This window comes from Spirosoma flavus, assembly GCF_054778555.1.
The window spans coordinates 1,331,470-1,351,057 of sequence record NZ_BAAGZL010000001.1 but is presented as its reverse complement, the minus strand read 5'-3'; the positions used below and the strand labels follow the sequence as shown (position 1 = coordinate 1,351,057).

Annotated in this window: 10 protein-coding genes; 8 read left to right on the top strand and 2 right to left on the bottom strand. The window is 49.0% G+C overall.

The window, feature by feature from the left end; translation table 11 throughout:
- Window positions 1–42: 42 nt before the first annotated feature.
- Together ACYVF1_RS05190 and ACYVF1_RS05185 are read right to left on the bottom strand one after the other, a co-directional pair.
- Window positions 43–3,522, bottom strand: coding sequence for a PVC-type heme-binding CxxCH protein (locus tag ACYVF1_RS05190; RefSeq protein ID WP_461076304.1), 3,480 nt, complete (start codon window positions 3,520–3,522; stop codon window positions 43–45).
- A 114-nt stretch (window positions 3,523–3,636) separates the two neighbouring features.
- Window positions 3,637–4,860, bottom strand: a complete 1,224-nt coding sequence (locus tag ACYVF1_RS05185) for an SGNH/GDSL hydrolase family protein (RefSeq protein WP_461076302.1) — start codon at window positions 4,858–4,860, stop codon at window positions 3,637–3,639.
- Between the two features lie 170 nt (window positions 4,861–5,030).
- Between ACYVF1_RS05185 and ACYVF1_RS05180 the strand changes: the two genes are divergently transcribed.
- From ACYVF1_RS05180 to ACYVF1_RS05145, 8 genes are all read left to right on the top strand, one after another.
- Window positions 5,031–5,642, top strand: a complete 612-nt coding sequence (locus tag ACYVF1_RS05180; RefSeq protein ID WP_461076300.1) for an RNA polymerase sigma factor — start codon at window positions 5,031–5,033, stop codon at window positions 5,640–5,642.
- A gap of 80 nt (window positions 5,643–5,722) precedes the next feature.
- Window positions 5,723–6,823 carry a FecR family protein gene (locus ACYVF1_RS05175; protein ID WP_461076298.1) on the top strand — a complete coding sequence of 367 codons (1,101 nt, stop codon included), beginning with the start codon at window positions 5,723–5,725 and terminating at the stop codon, window positions 6,821–6,823.
- A 218-nt stretch (window positions 6,824–7,041) separates the two neighbouring features.
- Window positions 7,042–10,425 (top strand): TonB-dependent receptor, encoded by a 3,384-nt coding sequence (locus ACYVF1_RS05170; RefSeq protein WP_461076296.1) that lies wholly within the window; start codon window positions 7,042–7,044, stop codon window positions 10,423–10,425.
- A gap of 18 nt (window positions 10,426–10,443) precedes the next feature.
- Window positions 10,444–11,898 (top strand): RagB/SusD family nutrient uptake outer membrane protein, encoded by a 1,455-nt coding sequence (locus ACYVF1_RS05165; protein ID WP_461076294.1) that lies wholly within the window; start codon window positions 10,444–10,446, stop codon window positions 11,896–11,898.
- A complete protein-coding gene (locus ACYVF1_RS05160; RefSeq protein ID WP_461076292.1) occupies window positions 11,895–14,255 on the top strand; it encodes a right-handed parallel beta-helix repeat-containing protein in 2,361 nt (786 codons plus the stop codon). Before ACYVF1_RS05165 ends, ACYVF1_RS05160 begins: the two co-directional genes overlap by 4 nt.
- A gap of 161 nt (window positions 14,256–14,416) precedes the next feature.
- Window positions 14,417–15,337: a 2-oxoadipate dioxygenase/decarboxylase family protein gene (locus ACYVF1_RS05155; RefSeq protein WP_461076290.1), complete on the top strand. Its 921-nt coding sequence runs from the start codon at window positions 14,417–14,419 to the stop codon at window positions 15,335–15,337.
- A gap of 114 nt (window positions 15,338–15,451) precedes the next feature.
- On the top strand, window positions 15,452–16,285 hold the full coding sequence (locus ACYVF1_RS05150) for a sugar phosphate isomerase/epimerase family protein (RefSeq protein ID WP_461076288.1): 834 nt from the start codon (window positions 15,452–15,454) through the stop codon (window positions 16,283–16,285).
- Window positions 16,286–16,689: 404 nt separating this feature from the next.
- Window positions 16,690–19,380, top strand: a complete 2,691-nt coding sequence (locus ACYVF1_RS05145) for a M14 family zinc carboxypeptidase (protein ID WP_461076286.1) — start codon at window positions 16,690–16,692, stop codon at window positions 19,378–19,380.
- Window positions 19,381–19,588 lie beyond the last annotated feature (208 nt).

Below are 19,588 nucleotides of genomic sequence, written 5' to 3'. Positions count from 1 at the left end.
GCTAACAAAACCGACAGCCAGAGCCTGTCGAAGCCTATTAACTTACCGCCCCATAACTAACCGTGTCTGGGCGGGCGATTGCGGGGCGTCCTGAAGCTGAATGGCCAGTTTTTCGTCTTTAAACTGCGTTCGGTCGATGGCTAACGTAACGGTTTGCACTCCTTGTGGTAACTCAGCTATCGCGCCTTTGGCTGTCATTTTCAGCGGTTTCTGACCAGCCCAGGCGGTTATACCAGCGGTCGAGTTAAGGGCTAGTTCTACGTTCCCTTTGCTGACAACCTCCACGTCGAACCGAACGAAACTGTATTTTTTGGCAGGACTAACCTCAACAATCGGCAATTCGTTAACCGGCAATCCGCCCGATACGTTGCTGTAGATAGGAACAAACGGTAGTTTCCCGTTATCTTTTGCTACGTATCCAGCATCGGCCGCAATTTTCTGGTTCAGTTCTTTCGATCCTGAAACCGTGCTCCACCGACGCACAAACCGGGTCGTTGGTACGCGAAAATCGCCGGACTCGCCAATTTTCGACAGGAAGCCAATGAGGTTGATGAACTCTTCTTTTTCCAGACCTGCCGTCATTCCAGCGGGCATCAGCGAACCGGGCGTTTTTTCGATGGTGTTAATCTGGTTTTTGGGGATGGTGATTTCCGTGCCCGCTACGTCACGTACCATCACTTCCGACGTACCGTTGCTGACCAGATACGCCATCATTTCGCTACCATCTTTTTTGACGATACGTTGCAGTTCGTACCCTTCTTTGATGGACAGTGTTGGATAAAGAACCGACCGGATAATGGTCTCAACCGGCGAACTCGTCCCCAAGCTACTCAAGTCAGGGCCGATACGTCCGCCCGCTCCACCGATGGCATGACAGGTCTGGCACAGCAACTCACTTCGCCGGAATACTTTTTCGCCCAGCATGGGGTTGGCCGATTTGCTGATGGTTTGAGCCAGCGTCTTAATTTCCTGATCATTAAGTTGCTGCGGCATCCGCTCTACAGGCAACGTACCACCCGAGGCTTCAAGCGACTTTATCAACGCCAGTGTCTCATCGGTTCTTTGCCGGGTCCAGGGAATGTTACGTCCCATCAACTGGCGACCGGTTTTGGCAAAGGGCTCAGGAATTTTTTGGGCGGCAATTGCATCAGCTAATGCCTGAGTACCCTCTTTCTTCGCAAAAAATCCCTTAAATAATTCTGAAGCATCGGTTTCGGCAGGTATCGTTCGCAGGAGGTCGGTCCCTATACGGGCAGCTTCGGTCGGTTCCAATGTAGCTAGCTGGGCGGTAGCCAGCACACGTAGCTCCGGTGTATTTTTCGGCCCACTCATGTCGACCAAAATCTTCCTGGCATTGTCGCTTCCCATCGAAGCTAGTGCACTTAACGCGGCCTTTTTGATGGACTTATCACCCTGTCGAATCAGGCCGACCAGCTTGTCACTCAGGGTTTCCATGCGCCATAAACCAACTAACTGAATCGCGTTCGTAGCTACGGCTTCATCATCGCTACTCATGAAACTGGCAATTCGGTTCAGATCATTAGTTGGTTTAACGTTACGCTGGCGAGCCGCATCGGCCAGTGCGCCCAGTCGAGCCGCGGTGTTTTTGTCGCGTGAACTAACAGCCATATCAAACAACGTAGCGAGTTCGGTTGGCCTACCGTATTTGGCAATCGACGCCAGTACGTCCTTTTGATATTCTTCCGGTACCTGACCTTTTTGATAGAGTTGCGTCAGTTGGGCCACTGCTTCCGGACTTCCTACCGATTTAAGCGCGAACGCCGTTTTTCGGGAATCGCCCAAAAAGTTGGGATCTGTTTTCAAACGATTGGCCCACTGCGGCTCCAGTTCACGAACGGTTTGCCAGAGGGCGAAATCCAGAAATTCGTCCATCGGCTGATCCAGTACGCTCAGGGCTGACTTGGCCGCTTCGGGCGATGCTACGTTACGTAGCGCAATAACCGCTTCCAACCGCACGCGGGGATGTGCATCCGTGACCGCCTTCGACAGCAATGCAGCTTCATCCTTTATTTTGCCATGCCACAGTCGGAAGGCACGTACCGCTGCCGCCCGAGCATCCGGTTTTTCGGCTTTTAGCAGACGTAGCAACAGCGGCTCGTTCACCGTATCGAGGGTTTGGTACGTCCAGAGGGCTTCCAGCAATAGGTGTTCATAGTCGGCGTCTTTCGTATCCAATTTAGCTACCCATTGCTCCAGCGCAGGAATAACTTCTTTGGCACCGTGTCGTTTCAACACCTGCTTGGCTTGCAGACGTGTCCAGTCTTCCGGCTGACGTAACGCATCCAGCAATTCCTGAATCGATGCTTTTTCCAGTTGCGGCCTTTTGACCAATGGCCGATTTTTCGCCACAATCCGCCAGATACGTCCGTGCTGCTGATCCCGGCGCGGGTCGTGAAAATCGACTTCGCCGTGCTGGATGATCGGATTATACCAGTCTGCTACGTAGATCGCACCGTCGGGACCAACCGAAATATCGACTGGTCGGAACGCTACGTTATCGGTCCACATCAAATCGTCCAGTTGCCGGGATGCAAATCCGCTACCTTGTTCTTCCAGTTTGAATCGATTGATACGGTTTGCCCGGAAATCATTAGTAATCAACGTACCTTGCCAGTCTTCCGGTAAGTGCCGTCCTGAAATAACGTCTAGTCCGCTGTGTTTCGGCTGACCGGGATTCAGGCCGCGCAAAATACGTTCGGCGCCGGGAGCTGTCAGGAACGTAGCGCCGGGAAAGCCGTAATTAATCCCTTCGAAACCAGCGCCATCGGTCAGGAACGTAGTGCCCCAGCGGGTGAACTGCAAACCCCACGGATTGACCAAGCCTTTGGCGTATACATCGAGTTCAAGCTGTTCGGGACGTAGTTGCCACACACCGCCCCCCTCCAGCCGCTTGATACCCGACGGCGTTTCGACGTGACTATATATATATATGGACTGATTGAAATACAGGCTTCCCTCCGGCCCCCAGCGAAACGTATGAATCAGGTGGTGCGTATCGGCCGTACCAAAACCGCTTAAAATCCGGCGTTTTTTGTCGGCTTTTCCGTCGCCATCGGTATCCGCGAAATGCAGGATTTCCGTTGAGTTTGCTACGTATACCCCGCCATCGCCCGGCAGAATTCCGGTTGGTGTTAGCAGCCCTTCGGCGAAAATGGTCGATTTATCAGCCTTACCATCACCGTTGGTATCTTCCAGCACAAAAATTTTGTCGTTGGCCTGTTCGCCTGTTTTCAGGTGCGGGTAAGCCGTACTGCTCACAACCCACAGTCGGCCTTCGGCATCCCAGTTCATCTGAATGGGTTTCGCCACCATCGGCTCGGCAGCAAACAAGGTCACTTCAAAACCGTCGGCAATCTTGAACGATTCGAGTTCGCGTTTTACGTCCGGGTCGGGTACGTCGTCGGGGTTATTATCCTGATTGACTAATGCGGTCGTCAGCACAAGTACCGGAATGAGCAGACTTTTTCGCAGAAAGGTTTTTATAGGGTTTATTCGTTGCATGGTCTCTATATAATTGAGGGCTGGCAAAGGCCCCGACAGGCTCCGGCTGTCGGATTCGCGCTAGCGAATAAAAGAGTAGCTACAACCGACAGCCGGAGCCTGTCGGGGCCTTCATTACTTTAGCAAGGTAAGCTGATACATTGCCGGTTTGGGCTGGCGGCTCACAGCGATCTGTCCTTCCAGCCATTTGATGATTAAACTTTGCTCTTCCAGCCCCTTTTTGTGACGCCCCTGCTCGTACGACCGGAAGCCAATAATATAGGTGCGATTGAGGGGACGGTACTGAAAAAAGAACTGCTCGTTTTTCTTCAAAATCATCTGACGTAACTCCGCCGACTGCGTAAAAGCCGGCCCTTGCCGAATGACAATACCATCAGCCCATTCTTTTGCCGATGCCGTTTTTACCTCGTCGTTATCAATCACGAGCGTGTAAAATCCTTTTTTCAGTCCCGAAATTTTAACCAGCCGCCCATTGTCCACATCGATGAGCTTTCCATCCTGTTGCGGAGATACTATTGGTAAGTAGGTATCATCCACTTTGAAGCTCAGATTCCCCGCCGACTTATCGAAATTTATCGCTTTTGCAGGCGCAGCGGCATCAGCCGTTTTCGTTACGTCGATACTTATCTCACCGAAACGTGAATTGAGGCCAAGGGCTTTTTCAAGAATGGTAGCCAGATAATAGTAACCCGTTTCGTTCAGGTGAATACCGTTTTCAGTGATCATGGTCTTTTTACTGACTTCCTGCACCGGCTTAAACAGATCGACGTAGCGTTTTTTACGATCCGAAGCCAGTTTGGTAATGGCCGACGCGTATTGCTCTAGCTCAGCGTTACGTTGCGTTAGTTTTTCAGCGGATTGACCTGATAGAATCGGAATTGGCGATAAAAGAATGGTTCTCGCCCCAAGCGAATCAATTTTGTCGATCAGTTTATTCAGGCCTTGCTGAAAACGCGGCAATCCTGATTCGCCCTCCTGCGCTTCGATGCCCCCGTAAGCGATAAAAACCACCGTTGGTTTAGCTTTCCCAAGTTCATTGATCAGTGATTCATACGCGGTGGGTGGCGTCGTAATGTCACTACGTCCATCGGCAAATACGTCGTCGCCCGACCAGCCCAGATTCCGATACGTTACGTCCCGGTCCGGCCAGCGCGTGGTTAGGGCCAGTTCCAGGTAGCCGAATTGCATGTCGTTCTCGAACAGCGAATTTCCCAGAAATACCACGCGGTCGCCTTTTTGCAGTTCGAATGGTTCCGCTACGTTCTGCCCCCGAACGAACTGGCTGGAAAAATAAATGAGTAGATATAGAAGTATGTTCGGAATATTCGGCTTTCGCATCACTAGGCGTATGTATTGGGATTCGGGAAAATAGGCATGAAGCCCGCTGTTTTTTTAACCACAATGAAAAGCTCAAATCAATCAAAGTTTAATCACTTGCATTGGGTTCGAAATATTTATTTTTAAAGTATAAATTTAAATTTGACAGTATCTTTTCGTTTTTTTTACCCATGCATTCGGATACGGTAGATGATGATGCGCTGTTATGGCGTCAGTTTCAACAGGGCGATTCGGCATCGCTCGGGAAGCTGATGACCAAACATTATACGGCGCTAATTCACTACGGTACGAAATTCAATCGAAACACCGACTTCATCCGCGATTGCATGCAGGATATATTTGTGGAACTCTGGAACCGGCGTACCACGCTAAGTGAGCTTACTACGTCGCAAGTCAGGCCGTACCTGATGACGATGCTACGTCGGCTGTTGCATCAACACTATCTGGAGAAACAACGGTATGACTTTCAGCCCATTTCAGCGGACAGTGATACGTCATTTTTTGAGATTTCATTCTCCCCGGAAGATCAGTTTATTCATAATGAGAGTCTGCATCAGCACGCAAATCGTGTTGGGCAGATACTGGATAAACTGCCGCGTCGGGCGAAAGAAGCGATTTACCTGCGCTTTTACGAAAATTTAGACCGGTCGTCCATTGCCCAGATCATGGGAATATCCGAGCAATCCGTTTCTAACTTATTTCAGACCACCTTTCGGCAGCTACGTCAGCAGCTAAATACCGAACTTTTCTGGCTCTGTTTGCTGCTTTTTTATACGCTCTGAACTAATTCTCAATTTTTTTTTCCACGAAAAGCAGTATCTACCAATTCGTTTCCCCTATCAGGTAGTGAAAGTGATTGATCATGCCTGACTATGTAACGTTCACTACCGAAGATTTTCTGGTCGACCCGTTTTTTCAAAGCTGGGTCAGAAATCCTACGGCTGCGAATGAAGCCTTCTGGCAGGAATGGCTCACGCAGCATCCGGAGCGGGCCGATGAAGTGAAACTGGCTCGGCAGCTTTTGTTGAGTATCCAGACGGAACAGCCTGTCATCAGTCCGGAACAGATTCAGGAAGATGTCCAGCGAATGCTGCAAAAAATTAATGCGCAGACGCCCCGGCAACCGTTCCAAACAGTATCGCGCTCAAATAACTTCAGGTGGTTGGCCATTGCCGCTACGGTATTGCTCCTGTTAGGTATCGGCTGGTGGTTTATTCATCCCGAAAATGGGGCGGTAAACGTACCGGCATTAACATCGACTCAAAAGCAGGATGGGGTTCAGGAGCAACGTAACAATACGCAACAACCTCTTCGAGTGAGCTTGCCTGACGGTAGTGTTGCTACGTTGTCGCCCAAATCTGCCCTAACGTATCCAGCCGTTTTTAGCGATTCAAGTCGGGAAGTTAATCTGGTTGGCGAAGCGTTCTTCGAGGTAACCCGAAATCCCGCCAAACCCTTTTTAGTATTTGCTGATCAGATTGTTACGCGTGTATTAGGGACGAGCTTTCGGGTGAGCGCCTACCCGCAGCAACAGCAATTAACGGTGGCGGTACGTACGGGAAAAGTCGCGGTATATGCCCGTGCTACGTCTGAAAATACGCGCAAAGGCGCTGTCGACAAACGTATCATTTCGCTCACGCCCAACCAGCAGGTCAATTTTTCGAAAGCGGATGCCGCCTTCCGGAAAACGCTGGTCGAAAAACCAGCGGTGATCGACCAGACCGTGAAAATCAATGATTTTGATTTCGATGAAACGCCCGTTAGCGACGTGCTTCAGCGGTTTGAGAAAGCCTATGGCGTCGACATCATTTACGATTCTGATTTGCTACGTGACTGCGCACTGACAGCCTCGCTCGCCGACGAGACCATGACCGAAAAACTGGGTATCGTTTGTAAAGGCATCGGTGCTACGTATGAGATTATCGACGGCAAAATTGTGATTCATTCGACTGGTTGCCGATAACCAGCAGCCTGAAAATCAGCTTTTCAACTAAATACTTAACCTTAAATTCGCCTATGCCCAAGCTTAACTTTCTCACCTGATAAACGAACGAAGCCGACAGTGCGGCCAGGCACCATCGGCTTCTAAAGCTCCCTCTATTTTTCTCAGCCCGAGCATCCATGAATCATGGATGAGAGGAATTGGTTTGTCTGTTTTTCAACAAAAACCCGCTAAATCTAATGAAAAAATCATTAACGCTTACGCTAATGAAAATCACTGCCATTCAGCTTTTTGTGGCGTTGATACTTACCGCCGTCAGCTACGCTGGCGACGTAAAAGCGCAGGAAGTTCTCGAACGTAGAGTCAACATAACCATTGAACAGGCTACGCTGAAACAGGCTTTGATGCAGGTCAGTCAGGTGGCCAACGTAAAATTTGTTTTCAATTCAAAAGTGATACGTTCGGATGAACGCGTTTCGATTACGGCTCATAACGAACGGCTGGCCGACGTACTGACCCGATTGCTCAAACCACGCCATGTTCAGTACGAAGTGGCTGGCAAACAGATCATTTTCTCCCGAACAGAACCCGAAGCATCGCTGGAACCAGATCTGCAACTCGATGGTAACAAGCCACCGAAAAGTATGGACGTATCGGTTTCAGGTACGGTTCAGGATGAAAAAGGAATTGGCTTGCCGGGCGTAAGCATTGTTCTCAAAGGCACCAATCGCGGAACCACCAGCGATGCGCAGGGAACGTATCGACTTGACGTTCCTGATGCCAGCGCCATCCTGATTTTTAGTTTTGTCGGCTATCGAAGCCAGGAAGTTTCGGTTGGCAATCAGACCCAGTTGAACGTAACGCTGCTGCCTGATAATCAGTCGCTAAATGAAGTTGTGGTGGTTGGGTATGGATCGGTCAAGAAATCAGATTTGACGGGTTCGGTGTCGTCGGTGGGTTCTGACAAAATAACACAGGTGAAGGGCATTTCCAACGTAGCGCAGGCGTTACAGGGATTTGCGGCTGGCGTTCAGGTCAATCAGTCGTCGGGGCAGCCGGGCGAAGCCATGATTGTTAAAATACGCGGCACCAATTCAATCAGTGGCGGAAACGCGCCTTTATACGTAGTGGACGGGCTTCCACTGGATGGCCTGAGCGCCCAACTTAACCCCGACGATATCGACCGGATTGAAGTTCTAAAAGATGCCTCATCTACAGCTATTTACGGTTCTCGCGGAGCGAATGGCGTTATCATTATTTCCACAAAAAAGGGAAAAGAAGGCAAGCCTAAGGTTTCCTACAATGGCTATTATGGCGTTCAGAGCCTGCGCAAAAAAGTTGACCTGATCAGCGCCCGCGACTTTGCCATTTTACAGAATGAAGTTATAACGAACGATAACGCATCGGGCCTGAACAGCCCCCGGAAAGCCTTACCCTGGACAACGGCGCAAATCGATTCGCTGGGGGGCAAAGGCACTGATTGGCAGGATTTAGTCTATCGAAATGCCATTGTTCAGAATCACGATTTGTCGATCAGTGGCGGGTCGCAGAATCTGAAATACTACACCTCGTTCGGCTACTACGATCAGGACGGGATTATCCGAAACTCCAATTTTAAGCGCATGTCATTCCGCGTAAATCTGAGTTACGACATCAGTAAAAAGTTGTCGGTCAGCAACAGTTTTTCGCTCCAGAATTCAATTTACCGGCAGGCGCTTTACGCAGGTGCCGACGGTGGTGGCGGGATTCCATTCACAACCATGGTAATACCGCCAACACAGGGACCGTACGACGCTAATGGTACTTACACAAAATTTACTGGCGTATCGTACGGCGAAACCAACCCGTTCGGTATATCGAGTGAACTGTATAACCCATCCGCCAATCTGCGACTCATCGGCAATACAACCCTTGTGTATGAACTGGTTAAGGGACTAAAATTGAATACCAGTGTGGGCATCGATGGTGGCTACACCAGAAGCGATTACTACGCTCCTTCAACAATCAGCATCGGGCAACCGGGCGGCAAGGCGTCCAAGAATTACAGCAACACCAGTACGTTCGTTACCGAAGATTACCTGACTTATTCCGCAGTTATCAATAAGCACACGATTGACGCGCTGGGCGGCTTTACGTATCAAAGTAACCAATCCGAAAACTTAAACAGCGGTACTGGTATTGGCTTTATTACCAACGATTTTACCAACAACAACATAAGTGCCGCTACAACACCGGGCTTGCCCAGTACGGGTTATTCGGACAGTAAACTGGTGTCGTATCTGGGTCGTGTTAATTATAATTTCAGTGATAAGTACTACGTCACGTTAACCGGTCGGTACGATGGTTCGTCGCGGTTTTCGGAGGATAAAAAGTTTGCCTTCTTCCCATCGGGGGCTTTATCCTGGCGTATTTCGGAAGAGCCGTTCATGAAACAAATACCAACTATTTCAACACTCAAACTTCGAACGACATACGGCTTTTCCGGCAATCAGGCGATTGCCAATTACCAGACACTAGCCCGCCTTTCCAATACGAACGTAGTATTCAGCAACGTCAACAACATTGCGTACGTACAAGGTTCGCTGGCATACAATAACCTGAAATGGGAAACAACCCGACAACTGGACATCGGCCTTGACCTCGGATTGCTACGCGACCGAATTCAACTCACACTGGATTATTACGACAAGAAAACCGAAGACCTGCTGCTGAATGTTGGCCTGCCTACGTCATCGGGGTTTAGTACGGTGCTGCAAAATATTGGGGCGGTGCAGAATCGTGGTTTCGAGTTTCAACTGACCACCGTAAACACTACCGGCGCGCTACGTTGGAGTTCGGTGGTAACGGTTTCGCACAACAACACCAAGGTATTGCAACTCGAAAATGACCCGCAGGGCAACCCCGTTACGTATAAGGAAGTTGGCGCAGGTGGCAACTGGTTTCCGATTCAGGCGGGGCAGTCGATCAATGAGTTGTACGGCTACAAAGTGCTGAGTATTTACCAGACCAACGACGAAGCCGTTAAAAATGGCGAGCCCACTAAACGGGCTGGTGATTATAAATTCTGGGATAGAGACGGCAATGGCGTAGTGGATGGCAACGACCGGTCGACGCTCACGCACCTGACGCCCAAAGTAACCTTTGGCTTCAATAACAACCTGACATACAAGAACTTCAACCTCTCACTGCTGTTCGTCGGTTCGCTGGGAAATGATATTGTCAATGAATTCAGAAAGTACAACATCTCCCTGAACGGTAACTGGACGCCCACGAAAGAGGCTTTCAACCAACGCTGGACCGGCACCGGGAACGGGTTCGATGTTCCTTCTTCGAAGAGTGGTAGTTCCATTCGGGATTACGCCAATAGTTTGTGGGTCGAAAACGGCTCTTACGTAAAACTGCGCGACATTACGTTGGGCTACACCTTACCCGCTACGTTGCTGAAGTCGGCTAAACTTTCATCGGTTAATGTGTACGTGAGTGCACAAAACTACCTCACCATCACCAAGTACACAGGTTACGACCCGGAGGTTTCCTGGAGTGCAGCTTCCGTAAATGGTTGGGATAGAGGAAACTATCCATCCATGAAATCGATCACCGCCGGCGTAAAAGTTGATTTTTAATTTAACTGAAGCACGACCATGAAAAATTATATAATCTCTACTGCTATTGGTTGTTTACTAGCTGTTACGTTGCCCGGCTGTCAGGAAGATTTACTTGAAAAACCCAAGACGTTTGTCAGTCCGAACACGTTTTTTGCCAACGCTGATGGCTATGAACAGGTAGTAAAAGGAATTTACTCGACACTGCCCAGTCTGTTCACGGCTAATGGAATGATGATGCGGGAAATGTTCAGCGATTACAGTGGCTCACCGTCGCCATCTTACGAACAAGCGCTGCCAACGTATCAGAACAATCACCAGCCCTTCTTTTACAATGTGCGGGGTGAGTGGGCGAATGAGTACACGATCATCAAAAATGCGAATTTCATTTTAAGTTACCTCGACCCCGCTACCAATCTGACGGCGACCAAAAAGAAAGAACTAACGGCCGAAGCCCGGTTTTTACGCGCTTTTGCGTATTTCCAGCTCGTGCAGTTTTTTGGCGATTTACCCATCCGTACAACGCCCCTCAGCGATTACAGTCAGGCGCAGGCTCCCCGTTCTTCACAGGCTGACGTATATAAATTAATCCTTGACGATTTGACGTATGCCGAAGCGAACCTTCCAGAGCAGACCAGCCAGCAGGGACGCGTTTATAAACTGGTAGCGACTGCCCAACTGGCTAAAGTGTATTTAACGATGGCCGGTAATCCGCTGAAGCAGACGCAGTATTTTCAGAATGCGCGGGAAAAAGCGCTGGCTGTCATCAATTCCGGCAAATTCCAGCTCGTTTCCGATTATGCACAGCTTTTTCATAGCACGGCCTACACCACCGAAAGCATTTGGGAACAGCTTTTCCGGCCCGAAGTTGGCGGCAATGGATTACAGGCGTTGAGCAGCACCGCGAAAGGATTTGTACCAATATTATTACCATCGAGTTGGTTCATCAACAGCTTTGCCAAAGGCGACCAACGGAAAGAATGGGGAATTAAGCAGAGCTACAAAGGCCCTGATGGCGCTACGTTGGCACCCTTTTACCAGAAGTTTGTAAACACTACGTTTATCGACGCGGGGGCTACGCCTTCAGGAGTCATCAATGGCTACACCGTTCCTTTTTTGCGGCTGGGCGAAATCTACCTGATCGCTGCCGAAGCTGAGAACGAAATCAGTGGTCCGGCCAATGCGTATCAGTATATTAATCGTATCCGACAACGGGCGCGGGTTAACAAAAGCGATCCTACGAACGTACCGGATTTGGCTAATCTGTCGAAAGAACAGTTTCGGGAAGCGGTGTATATGGAGCGCAAATGGGAACTGCACGAGGAAGGAAGCGCCTGGTTCGATTTGAAACGTACCGGAACCCTGACCAAAATCCAGACGATACGTAGCGCCGATCTAGTTCGGCCAATTGGGACGTATAACGATACGTGGTACATCCCTGATAATGAGATTCAGAATAATACCATTCCCCAAAACCCGTCCTACGGAAAATGACCCGTTACGTTCAATTGGTGCGTAGCATAATCCTGATCTGTTGGTTGGGTTCCGCTACGTTTGGACACGCGCAGACACGCATTTTTGTGTCTCCATCTGGCAACGACAGCCAGGCCGGTACGTTGGCATCGCCACTGGCCACGCTCGATAAAGCGCTGGCGAATGTAAAAACAGCTTCGCTGAATGATGTTCACATTTACCTGCGTAAAGGTGTCTATTATTTACCCAAAACGCTACGTATCACCCCACAGCAAGTTGGCAACAAGAAGTTGTTAATCAGCGCGTATCAACAAGAGCAAGTTGAACTAAACGGCGGACGAAAACTGGCGTTACGTTGGCAAAAATCCGACAACGGAATCTGGACGGCGAACGTAGCAGGTGAACCGTTTGAACAGTTGTACGTCAATGGGAAGAAACAGGTGCTGGCGCGCTACCCAAACTATGATTCGACCGCCCGCGTATTCAACGGAACAGCCGCCGACGCCATCAGCAAAGCACGTTTCAGCCGTTGGAAAAATCCGGTAGGTGGTTACCTTCACGCCATTCACCGGCACGAGTGGGGCGGTTTTCATTACCGAATTACGGGCAAAACGGGCGATACGCTCACCTACGAAGGTGGCTGGCAAAATAATCGCCCGATGGGAATACATAAGAATCAGCGTTTTGTCGAAAATATCTACGAGGAATTGGACGCCCCCGGCGAGTGGTTTTACGACAAAGCCACGCAAACGCTGTCGTTTATTCCCCCCGTCGGGCTCGATTTGAATACGGCCGTTGTCGAAGTATCGCGATTGAAATCGTTGGTTGAGTTGGTTGGCACATCGGAGGTTCCGCTACGTCAGGTACGTATTCAGGGGGTTCGGCTGGTTAATACTGAACGCACGTTTATGGAGCCGTATGAGCCGCTGCTACGTAGCGACTGGATGCTGTATCGGGGTGCAGCAGTTTACCTGGAAAACACCGAAAACTGTCGCATCGAGTCCTGCGAACTTACTCATCTTGGCGGAAACGCCATTCTGGTCAGTAGGTATAATCGGAACGTAACGGTTGACGGTTGCCATATTCATCACGTGGGCGCTACGGCCATCGGTTTTGTGGGCGATACGTCGGCGGTACGTTCCCCTGCGTTTCGGTACGAATGGTTTGTTCCCTACGCCAAAATGGACCTTCGGCCGGGGCCGAAAAATAACCGGTATCCAGCGCAGTGCACCGCTAGCAATAACCTGATTCACCACATCGGCGAGATCGAAAAACAGGCTACCGGCGTCGAAATTTCGATGGCGTCTAATATTACAGTGCGGCATAATACGATTTATCAACTACCCCGCGCGGGCATCAACATTGGCGACGGCACCTGGGGCGGGCATCTGATCGAGTTCAACGATGTATTCGATACCGTCCTCGAAACCGGCGATCATGGTTCATTCAATTCCTGGGGGCGCGACCGTTTCTGGCATCCTAACCGAAAAACGATGGATAGTCTGGTAGCGGCTCATCCTGAACTGATTAAACTCGACGCCCAAAAACCAGTTGTCATCCGAAATAACCGGTTCCGCTGCGACCACGGTTGGGACATCGACCTCGACGATGGCAGCAGTAATTACCTTATATATAATAACGTACTGCTGAACGGCGGACTAAAACTTCGGGAAGGATTTTATCGTACTGCCGAAAACAATGTGATCCTGAATAATTCCTTTCACCCGCACGTCTGGTTTAAGAATAGCGAAGATGTGTTCCGGAAAAACATTGTTATGCGTGGCTATTTCCCGATCCAGATATCCTATTGGGGAAAAGAAATAGACCATAATCTCTTCCCCGACCAGGCCGCTTTACAAAAAGCACAGCAGCACAGCACCGACGCGCACAGCCAATTTGGCGACCCGCAGTTTACCAATCCAGAACAGGGCGATTATCGGGTAAAGCAGGGAAGTCCGGCGCTGGCGGTTGGTTTCCAGAATTTTTCGATGAATCAGTTTGGCGTTCAGAAAGCGTCGTTACGTGCGCTTGCCCGTTCGCCGAAACTTCCCGAATTAATCAATCCGCAAAAAGAAGGGAACGTAGCAGAAACGACCTGGTTGGGTATTCGGATACGTAACGTAGCGGGCCCGGGCGACCGGTCGGCGTTTGGGTTGCCGGATGAGAAAGGAATCGTTGTGCTGACTGTGCCCAAAGAAAGTAAACTAGCGACGTCTGGCTTGCAGAAAGACGACGTAATACGTACCATCAACGGCACCGACGTAGCAACCATTACGCAGTTGGTGAGCATGCACCAGCAACTGCATTTCATGAGCACCATACCCGTTCGTGTCATGCGAAATCAACGTATCGTTGAGGTAAAATTATCGGTGAAGTAAAATAGCTTACAATTGATGTCCCATCCTAAATTTCTCCTTCATGCTGAAAGTGCCTCCCTACGAAGGAGGAATTTAGGATGAGATTCTTTCCTGAAAACCTTATCGTTATATAGTAATCTGCGCGTTGTATTCCGATATTTGTTTTTATTCGGATAACTACCATGATTACTACGTCCAACTCAAAAACTGACCACCAAACCCTCGACGCTGTGCTGGGTGGGCTGATGCGACGCTACAGTGAGCGCGTTCCCGACGTGCAGAAAGTCATCAACGCCATGATTGAGGATGGTGTAATTGAATCGGGTGATGAGATTGAGAATGACCACATTGCCTTTCGCACGATGGGGGTTCCTAATCTGGGAATTGCGTCATTTGAAAAAATTTTCCGGCATTACGGCTACGAAAGACGCGACGAATACAACTTCACCGAAAAGAAATTAACGGCATATTGGTACAGTCCGCCGGAGCCGCATTACCCCCGCATTTTCGCCAGTGAGCTGCGCGTACACGAGCTGTCGGACGAAGTGCAACGTATCATTCACAAATACACCGATACTGTAAAAAGCGACCCGGTTGATTCACTGAATCTGGACGATGCCGAAGCAGTCGATCAGTTTCTCCATCAACCCCTCTGGCAGACGCCTACCCTAGCTGATTATCAGGCACTATTAAAAGAAAGTGAATACGCAGCCTGGGTCATTTATAATCGATACTACCTGAATCACTTTACCATCAGCGTGCATAATCTGAAACCGGGATATAACACGATTGATGAATTTGTGGCCTTTCTGCAACAGCACGGTTTAAAGCTAAATTCGGCGGGAGGCACCATCAAAATCAGCCCCGATGGCGATTTGCGGCAGGCTTCGACGGTGGCGCAGATGATTGACGCTGAATTTGCGAATAGCGATACGTTCCGAATAGCTGGTTCATACGTCGAGTTTGCGGAACGTCGTGTACTTCCTCAATTCAAAAACTTACCTACCGATGAGGTTGGTCGTCAGCACCGGCGCGAAGGTTTCGAAACCGGCAATGCTGATAAGATTTTTGAAAGTACGTTTACAACCCAAACGGAGAAATGAGTTGATAATGAATAACATAGAATGTATAATGATTGATTTAGCGACTAAAGCGAGTATTTAAAGCAGTCATTATTCATTTTGCATTATCCATTTTACATTAACCCATCTACTACCATGAAACCCTTTCTTTTATTTATAACCTTACTTGTAACCGGGGTCTCCGCGTTGGCGCAGAAAACGGCACCTGTCGGCCTGGGCCTGTATAGCTTTCGGAATCAGTTTGCGAAAGACGTTCCTGGTACCATGGCGAAAGTAAGGCAGATGGGATTTCGGGAAGTTGAAATTGCGGGGACCTACGGACTTAGTCCAGCGGATTTCAGAAAAGTTCTGGACAAAAACAACCTCAAAGCCATTAGCGTAGGAGCCGATTTCGACGATTTGGATACGAACGTACCCAAAGTACTACGCGAAGCTAAGGCCTTGGGCGTCAGATACGTAGCCTGTTTCTGGATTCCTCATGAAGGTGATACATTTACGATAAACCATGCCGAGCGCGCCATCGATGTATTCAATACCGCTGGTAAAATTCTGGCTGACAATGGTATTACGTTATGCTACCACACGCACGGCTACGAATTCCAGACGTATAAAGATGGTACGTTCTTTGACTATCTGGCCGAAAATTTCGACCCCAAAGCGATCAATTTCGAGATGGACGTATACTGGGTTAAATCGCCAGGTTATAACCCGGTTGCGCTTTTGCAGAAGTATCCCAAACGGTTTCCGCTCCTGCATCTGAAAGACCGCAAACCCGGTACGCCCGACAGCCAGAACGGCCACGCTGATGTAGAATCGAACGTAACGCTCGGCCAGGGCGATGTCGGAATCGCTGACATTATGAAACAGGCTAAAAAATCGGGCGTAAAGCACTTTTTTATTGAAGACGAATCGTCCCGGTCGATGGAGCAGGTACCACAGAGCGTAGTTTTTCTGGAAGGGCTAAAGTGAAGTATAATGTAGGATGTAAGGCATTTACTGCCAGAGTGTTATAGATCCTATAATAACTACCCCTTTGCGTTGAGCCATAAGCCAGGATAAATTCATTCATCGGCGTACTCATACGTATAGCATTATCTACTGAAAATATGAATTACATCGAAGGCCCGTCTATCTGTCGGCAGGCGGCCCTTTGCCGTAATGTGACCAGATTATTTTTTATAATAGGAATTAAAAGATTAGTACGTTGACAAAACAAAAAGTTATCCTTTCAAGCCAGAAATTATACTTAGGTATTTTTTTGTCATATTATTTATCAATAAGCATTATTACTTAAATAAATATTAATAAAATCAATCTAGTAGTAACATTTGGACGTATATTTTGCCAATAATCACCGCAAAACCGTCCTTTATATGAAAAATATTTATCTACTATTCCTCCTTTTAAAATGTTTACTACTGACGCAGGTTTGTCTGGCCCAATCGACGCGGTACCATCGCATCCGGGTTACTATCAGTCCCGAACGTCTGGAATATCTGTTCAATAACGGTCTGGAAGTGGATCACTTCTCGTTCGAGAACAAATCGGTTTTCACGGCCGAAGTATCTGATAATGACGTAGCACTCTTCAAAAAAAATGGTCTGAAAGTAACGTACCTGATCCGGGATCTTGAAAAGAATTATCGAAAAATAAACGCAGCAATCGATAAGGAAGCTGCCCGAACCAGCAGGAACGCCCGCGCCGAAGCCGTTACGACGCCCGCCAATTTCAGTCTGGGTTCTTTCGGCGGTTACTACTCGTTTGCCGAATTACCCGCCATCCTCGACCGGATGCGAGCCCTTTATCCGAACCTGATTACTATTAAATCGACAATCGGTTCATCGGTAGAAGGCCGTCCGTTGTATATGGTCAAAATCAGCGATAACCCGGATGTCGATGAAAATGAGCCGGAATTATTGCTAAATGCCTTGCATCACGCTCGTGAGCCTATCAGTATCAGCCAGTTAGTATTCTTTATGTGGTACGTACTGGAAAATTATAATACCGATAAAGAGATACGCACGTTGCTCAATAGCTCCGAAATTTATATTGTTCCGTGCTTGAATCCCGATGGTTACGTCTATAATCAGAGTACGAATCCAAACGGGGGCGGGATGTGGCGAAAAAATCGTCGGGCGAATTCAGGCGGTACTTTCGGCGTCGATCTGAACCGAAATTACTCGTACAATTATGCGCGTGATAATACAGGTTCGTCGCCAACGAGTTCGTCGGACACGTATCGGGGCACCGCTGCATTCTCAGAGCCCGAAACCGCAGCGCTACGTAACTTAGCGGCTCAGCATCAGTTCGTTGCGGCTTTTAATTACCACTCCTACAGCAACGCCTGTATCTATCCGTTCGAAAGCCTGAACCCAAACAGCAACGCTGAACTTGCTACGTTCCGCAGTGCCGCTACGTACCTGACCGCCGAAAATGGCTTTAAAATTGGCAATGCCTACGAAACGGTGGGCTACACCGCCAATGGTACCGCCCCCGACTGGGAGTTTGGCGAGCAGGTAGCCAAAAGTAAAATCTACGGTTTTACGCCCGAAATCGGAACATCGTCCGACGGGTTCTGGCCGGCATCCTCGCGGATTGTGCCGCTGTGCAATTCTATGATTGAGATGAACCGGAAAATGCTTCGAATCGCTACGTATTACGCTCGGGCTACGCCTAGTGGCTCTTCAATTGTTAGTACTACGAATAGTGTGCTACGTTATCAGTTTCAGAACTTTAGCATTAAACCAGCCAGCTATACCATATCAGCCACTGGCTTAAGTCCTTATGTTACATCTACGGGGCCGGCCAAAACCCGTTCTAGTCTCGGTTTGCTGCAAACCGTTCCTGACTCGATTGCGTTTTCCCTGGCGGCCAATACGCCAAACGGCACGCAGATACCTTTCGAACTGGCAATAGATAATGGTCTATCGTTTATAAAAGATACCGTTACGTTAACGTACACCAATAATTGCGGCACCCCAACGGCCTTGTCTTCTACCAGCGTAACAACCTCAGCAGCAACGCTTACCTGGGCTGCGGTGGCCGGCAGTACGTCGTATGCCGTTTCGCTAAAACCACAAAGCACAACTGCCTGGACTGGTGACATTAATGTCGGTGCTACGTCCTATTCCATAACGGGCCTGACCGCCAATACGACCTACGACTGGCGTGTGAAAGCGGGCTGTGGCACAACCTATGCTACGTCCACAGTGAAAACGCTGGCTGCTCCTACCACAAACTGCTATCGGGAAACCGGTGGAATAGTAGCTTTTGAAGCGGAGGGATACTCGACCCGAGCCAATGGTACAGGAGCAGCCGCTAACCGCAGCTGGACACCCCTAAGCGCCAGTAATGCATCGGGCAATATAGCCATGACCGTTACAGGGGCCGACATTAATGTGCAGAACAATCTGGTGGGTCCGAGAATGGATTACTCGGTGAATTTTACCACCGTCGGAACGTACTACGTGTGGGTTCGGATGGCGGCCGGAACCGACGGTATCTATGACGATTCCTTCCATATTGGACTGGATGGAACCGCCGTGACACTTAGTCCGAATAGCCCTAATTACAACAATGGCAGCACTACGTGGACCTGGTTGAAAGCCGCTGGCAGTACGGCGTTCCGGGTCAATGTTAACACGGCTGGGTCGCATACATTGAACATCTGGATGCGCGAGGACGGCGTGAAAATCGACAAAATTGTGATGACAACCAGTGCTACGTATACACCAACGGGTATAGGGCCGACTGTCAGCGGTGCGTGTAATACGCCTTTCTCGCGCGAGTCTGCTGACGTAGCAGAAGCTGAACCCGGCCATATATTACAGGCGATAGCTTTCCCGAATCCGGCCGATCATGCGATTACAGTACGTGTCAATCCAACCGCTCAGGAAACGCAGTTACGGCTGCTGAGCATTGATGGCCGGGTCCGTCAGCAGGTAGTGATACCAGCGAATGAATCCGATAGAATTCTACCCCTAACCACCTTTCCGTCTGGCACTTATCTAATTGAAGTCATTCGGAATAATCAACGAAAAGTCATCTCGATCCGAAAACAATAGATGTTCATGACAGGGCAGCAAAAGAGCCAGTTTCTTACGGAAACTGGCTCTTTTTTGATTCCGCAGTAATCCTGAGTCAGTAGTCTGGTAATAAATTATCGTTCGAAAGGCTTAGAAAGTGGTCTCTTTTAACTGATACCATTAAAATTATTAAAAACATTTAGTTAATTATTATTTGATAGTAGTAACTATAAATTACTTCAACTTT

Excerpts from the sequence above, each read along its gene's own strand:
- ACYVF1_RS05190 (WP_461076304.1), bottom strand. The coding sequence starts at position 3,522 with ATGCAACGAATAAACCCTATAAAAACCTTTCTGCGAAAAAGTCTGCTC.
- ACYVF1_RS05185 (WP_461076302.1), bottom strand. The coding sequence starts at position 4,860 with ATGCGAAAGCCGAATATTCCGAACATACTTCTATATCTACTCATTTAT.
- ACYVF1_RS05180 (WP_461076300.1), top strand. The coding sequence starts at position 5,031 with ATGCATTCGGATACGGTAGATGATGATGCGCTGTTATGGCGTCAGTTT.
- ACYVF1_RS05175 (WP_461076298.1), top strand. The coding sequence starts at position 5,723 with ATGCCTGACTATGTAACGTTCACTACCGAAGATTTTCTGGTCGACCCG.
- ACYVF1_RS05170 (WP_461076296.1), top strand. The coding sequence starts at position 7,042 with ATGAAAAAATCATTAACGCTTACGCTAATGAAAATCACTGCCATTCAG.
- ACYVF1_RS05165 (WP_461076294.1), top strand. The coding sequence starts at position 10,444 with ATGAAAAATTATATAATCTCTACTGCTATTGGTTGTTTACTAGCTGTT.
- ACYVF1_RS05160 (WP_461076292.1), top strand. The coding sequence starts at position 11,895 with ATGACCCGTTACGTTCAATTGGTGCGTAGCATAATCCTGATCTGTTGG.
- ACYVF1_RS05155 (WP_461076290.1), top strand. The coding sequence starts at position 14,417 with ATGATTACTACGTCCAACTCAAAAACTGACCACCAAACCCTCGACGCT.
- ACYVF1_RS05150 (WP_461076288.1), top strand. The coding sequence starts at position 15,452 with ATGAAACCCTTTCTTTTATTTATAACCTTACTTGTAACCGGGGTCTCC.
- ACYVF1_RS05145 (WP_461076286.1), top strand. The coding sequence starts at position 16,690 with ATGAAAAATATTTATCTACTATTCCTCCTTTTAAAATGTTTACTACTG.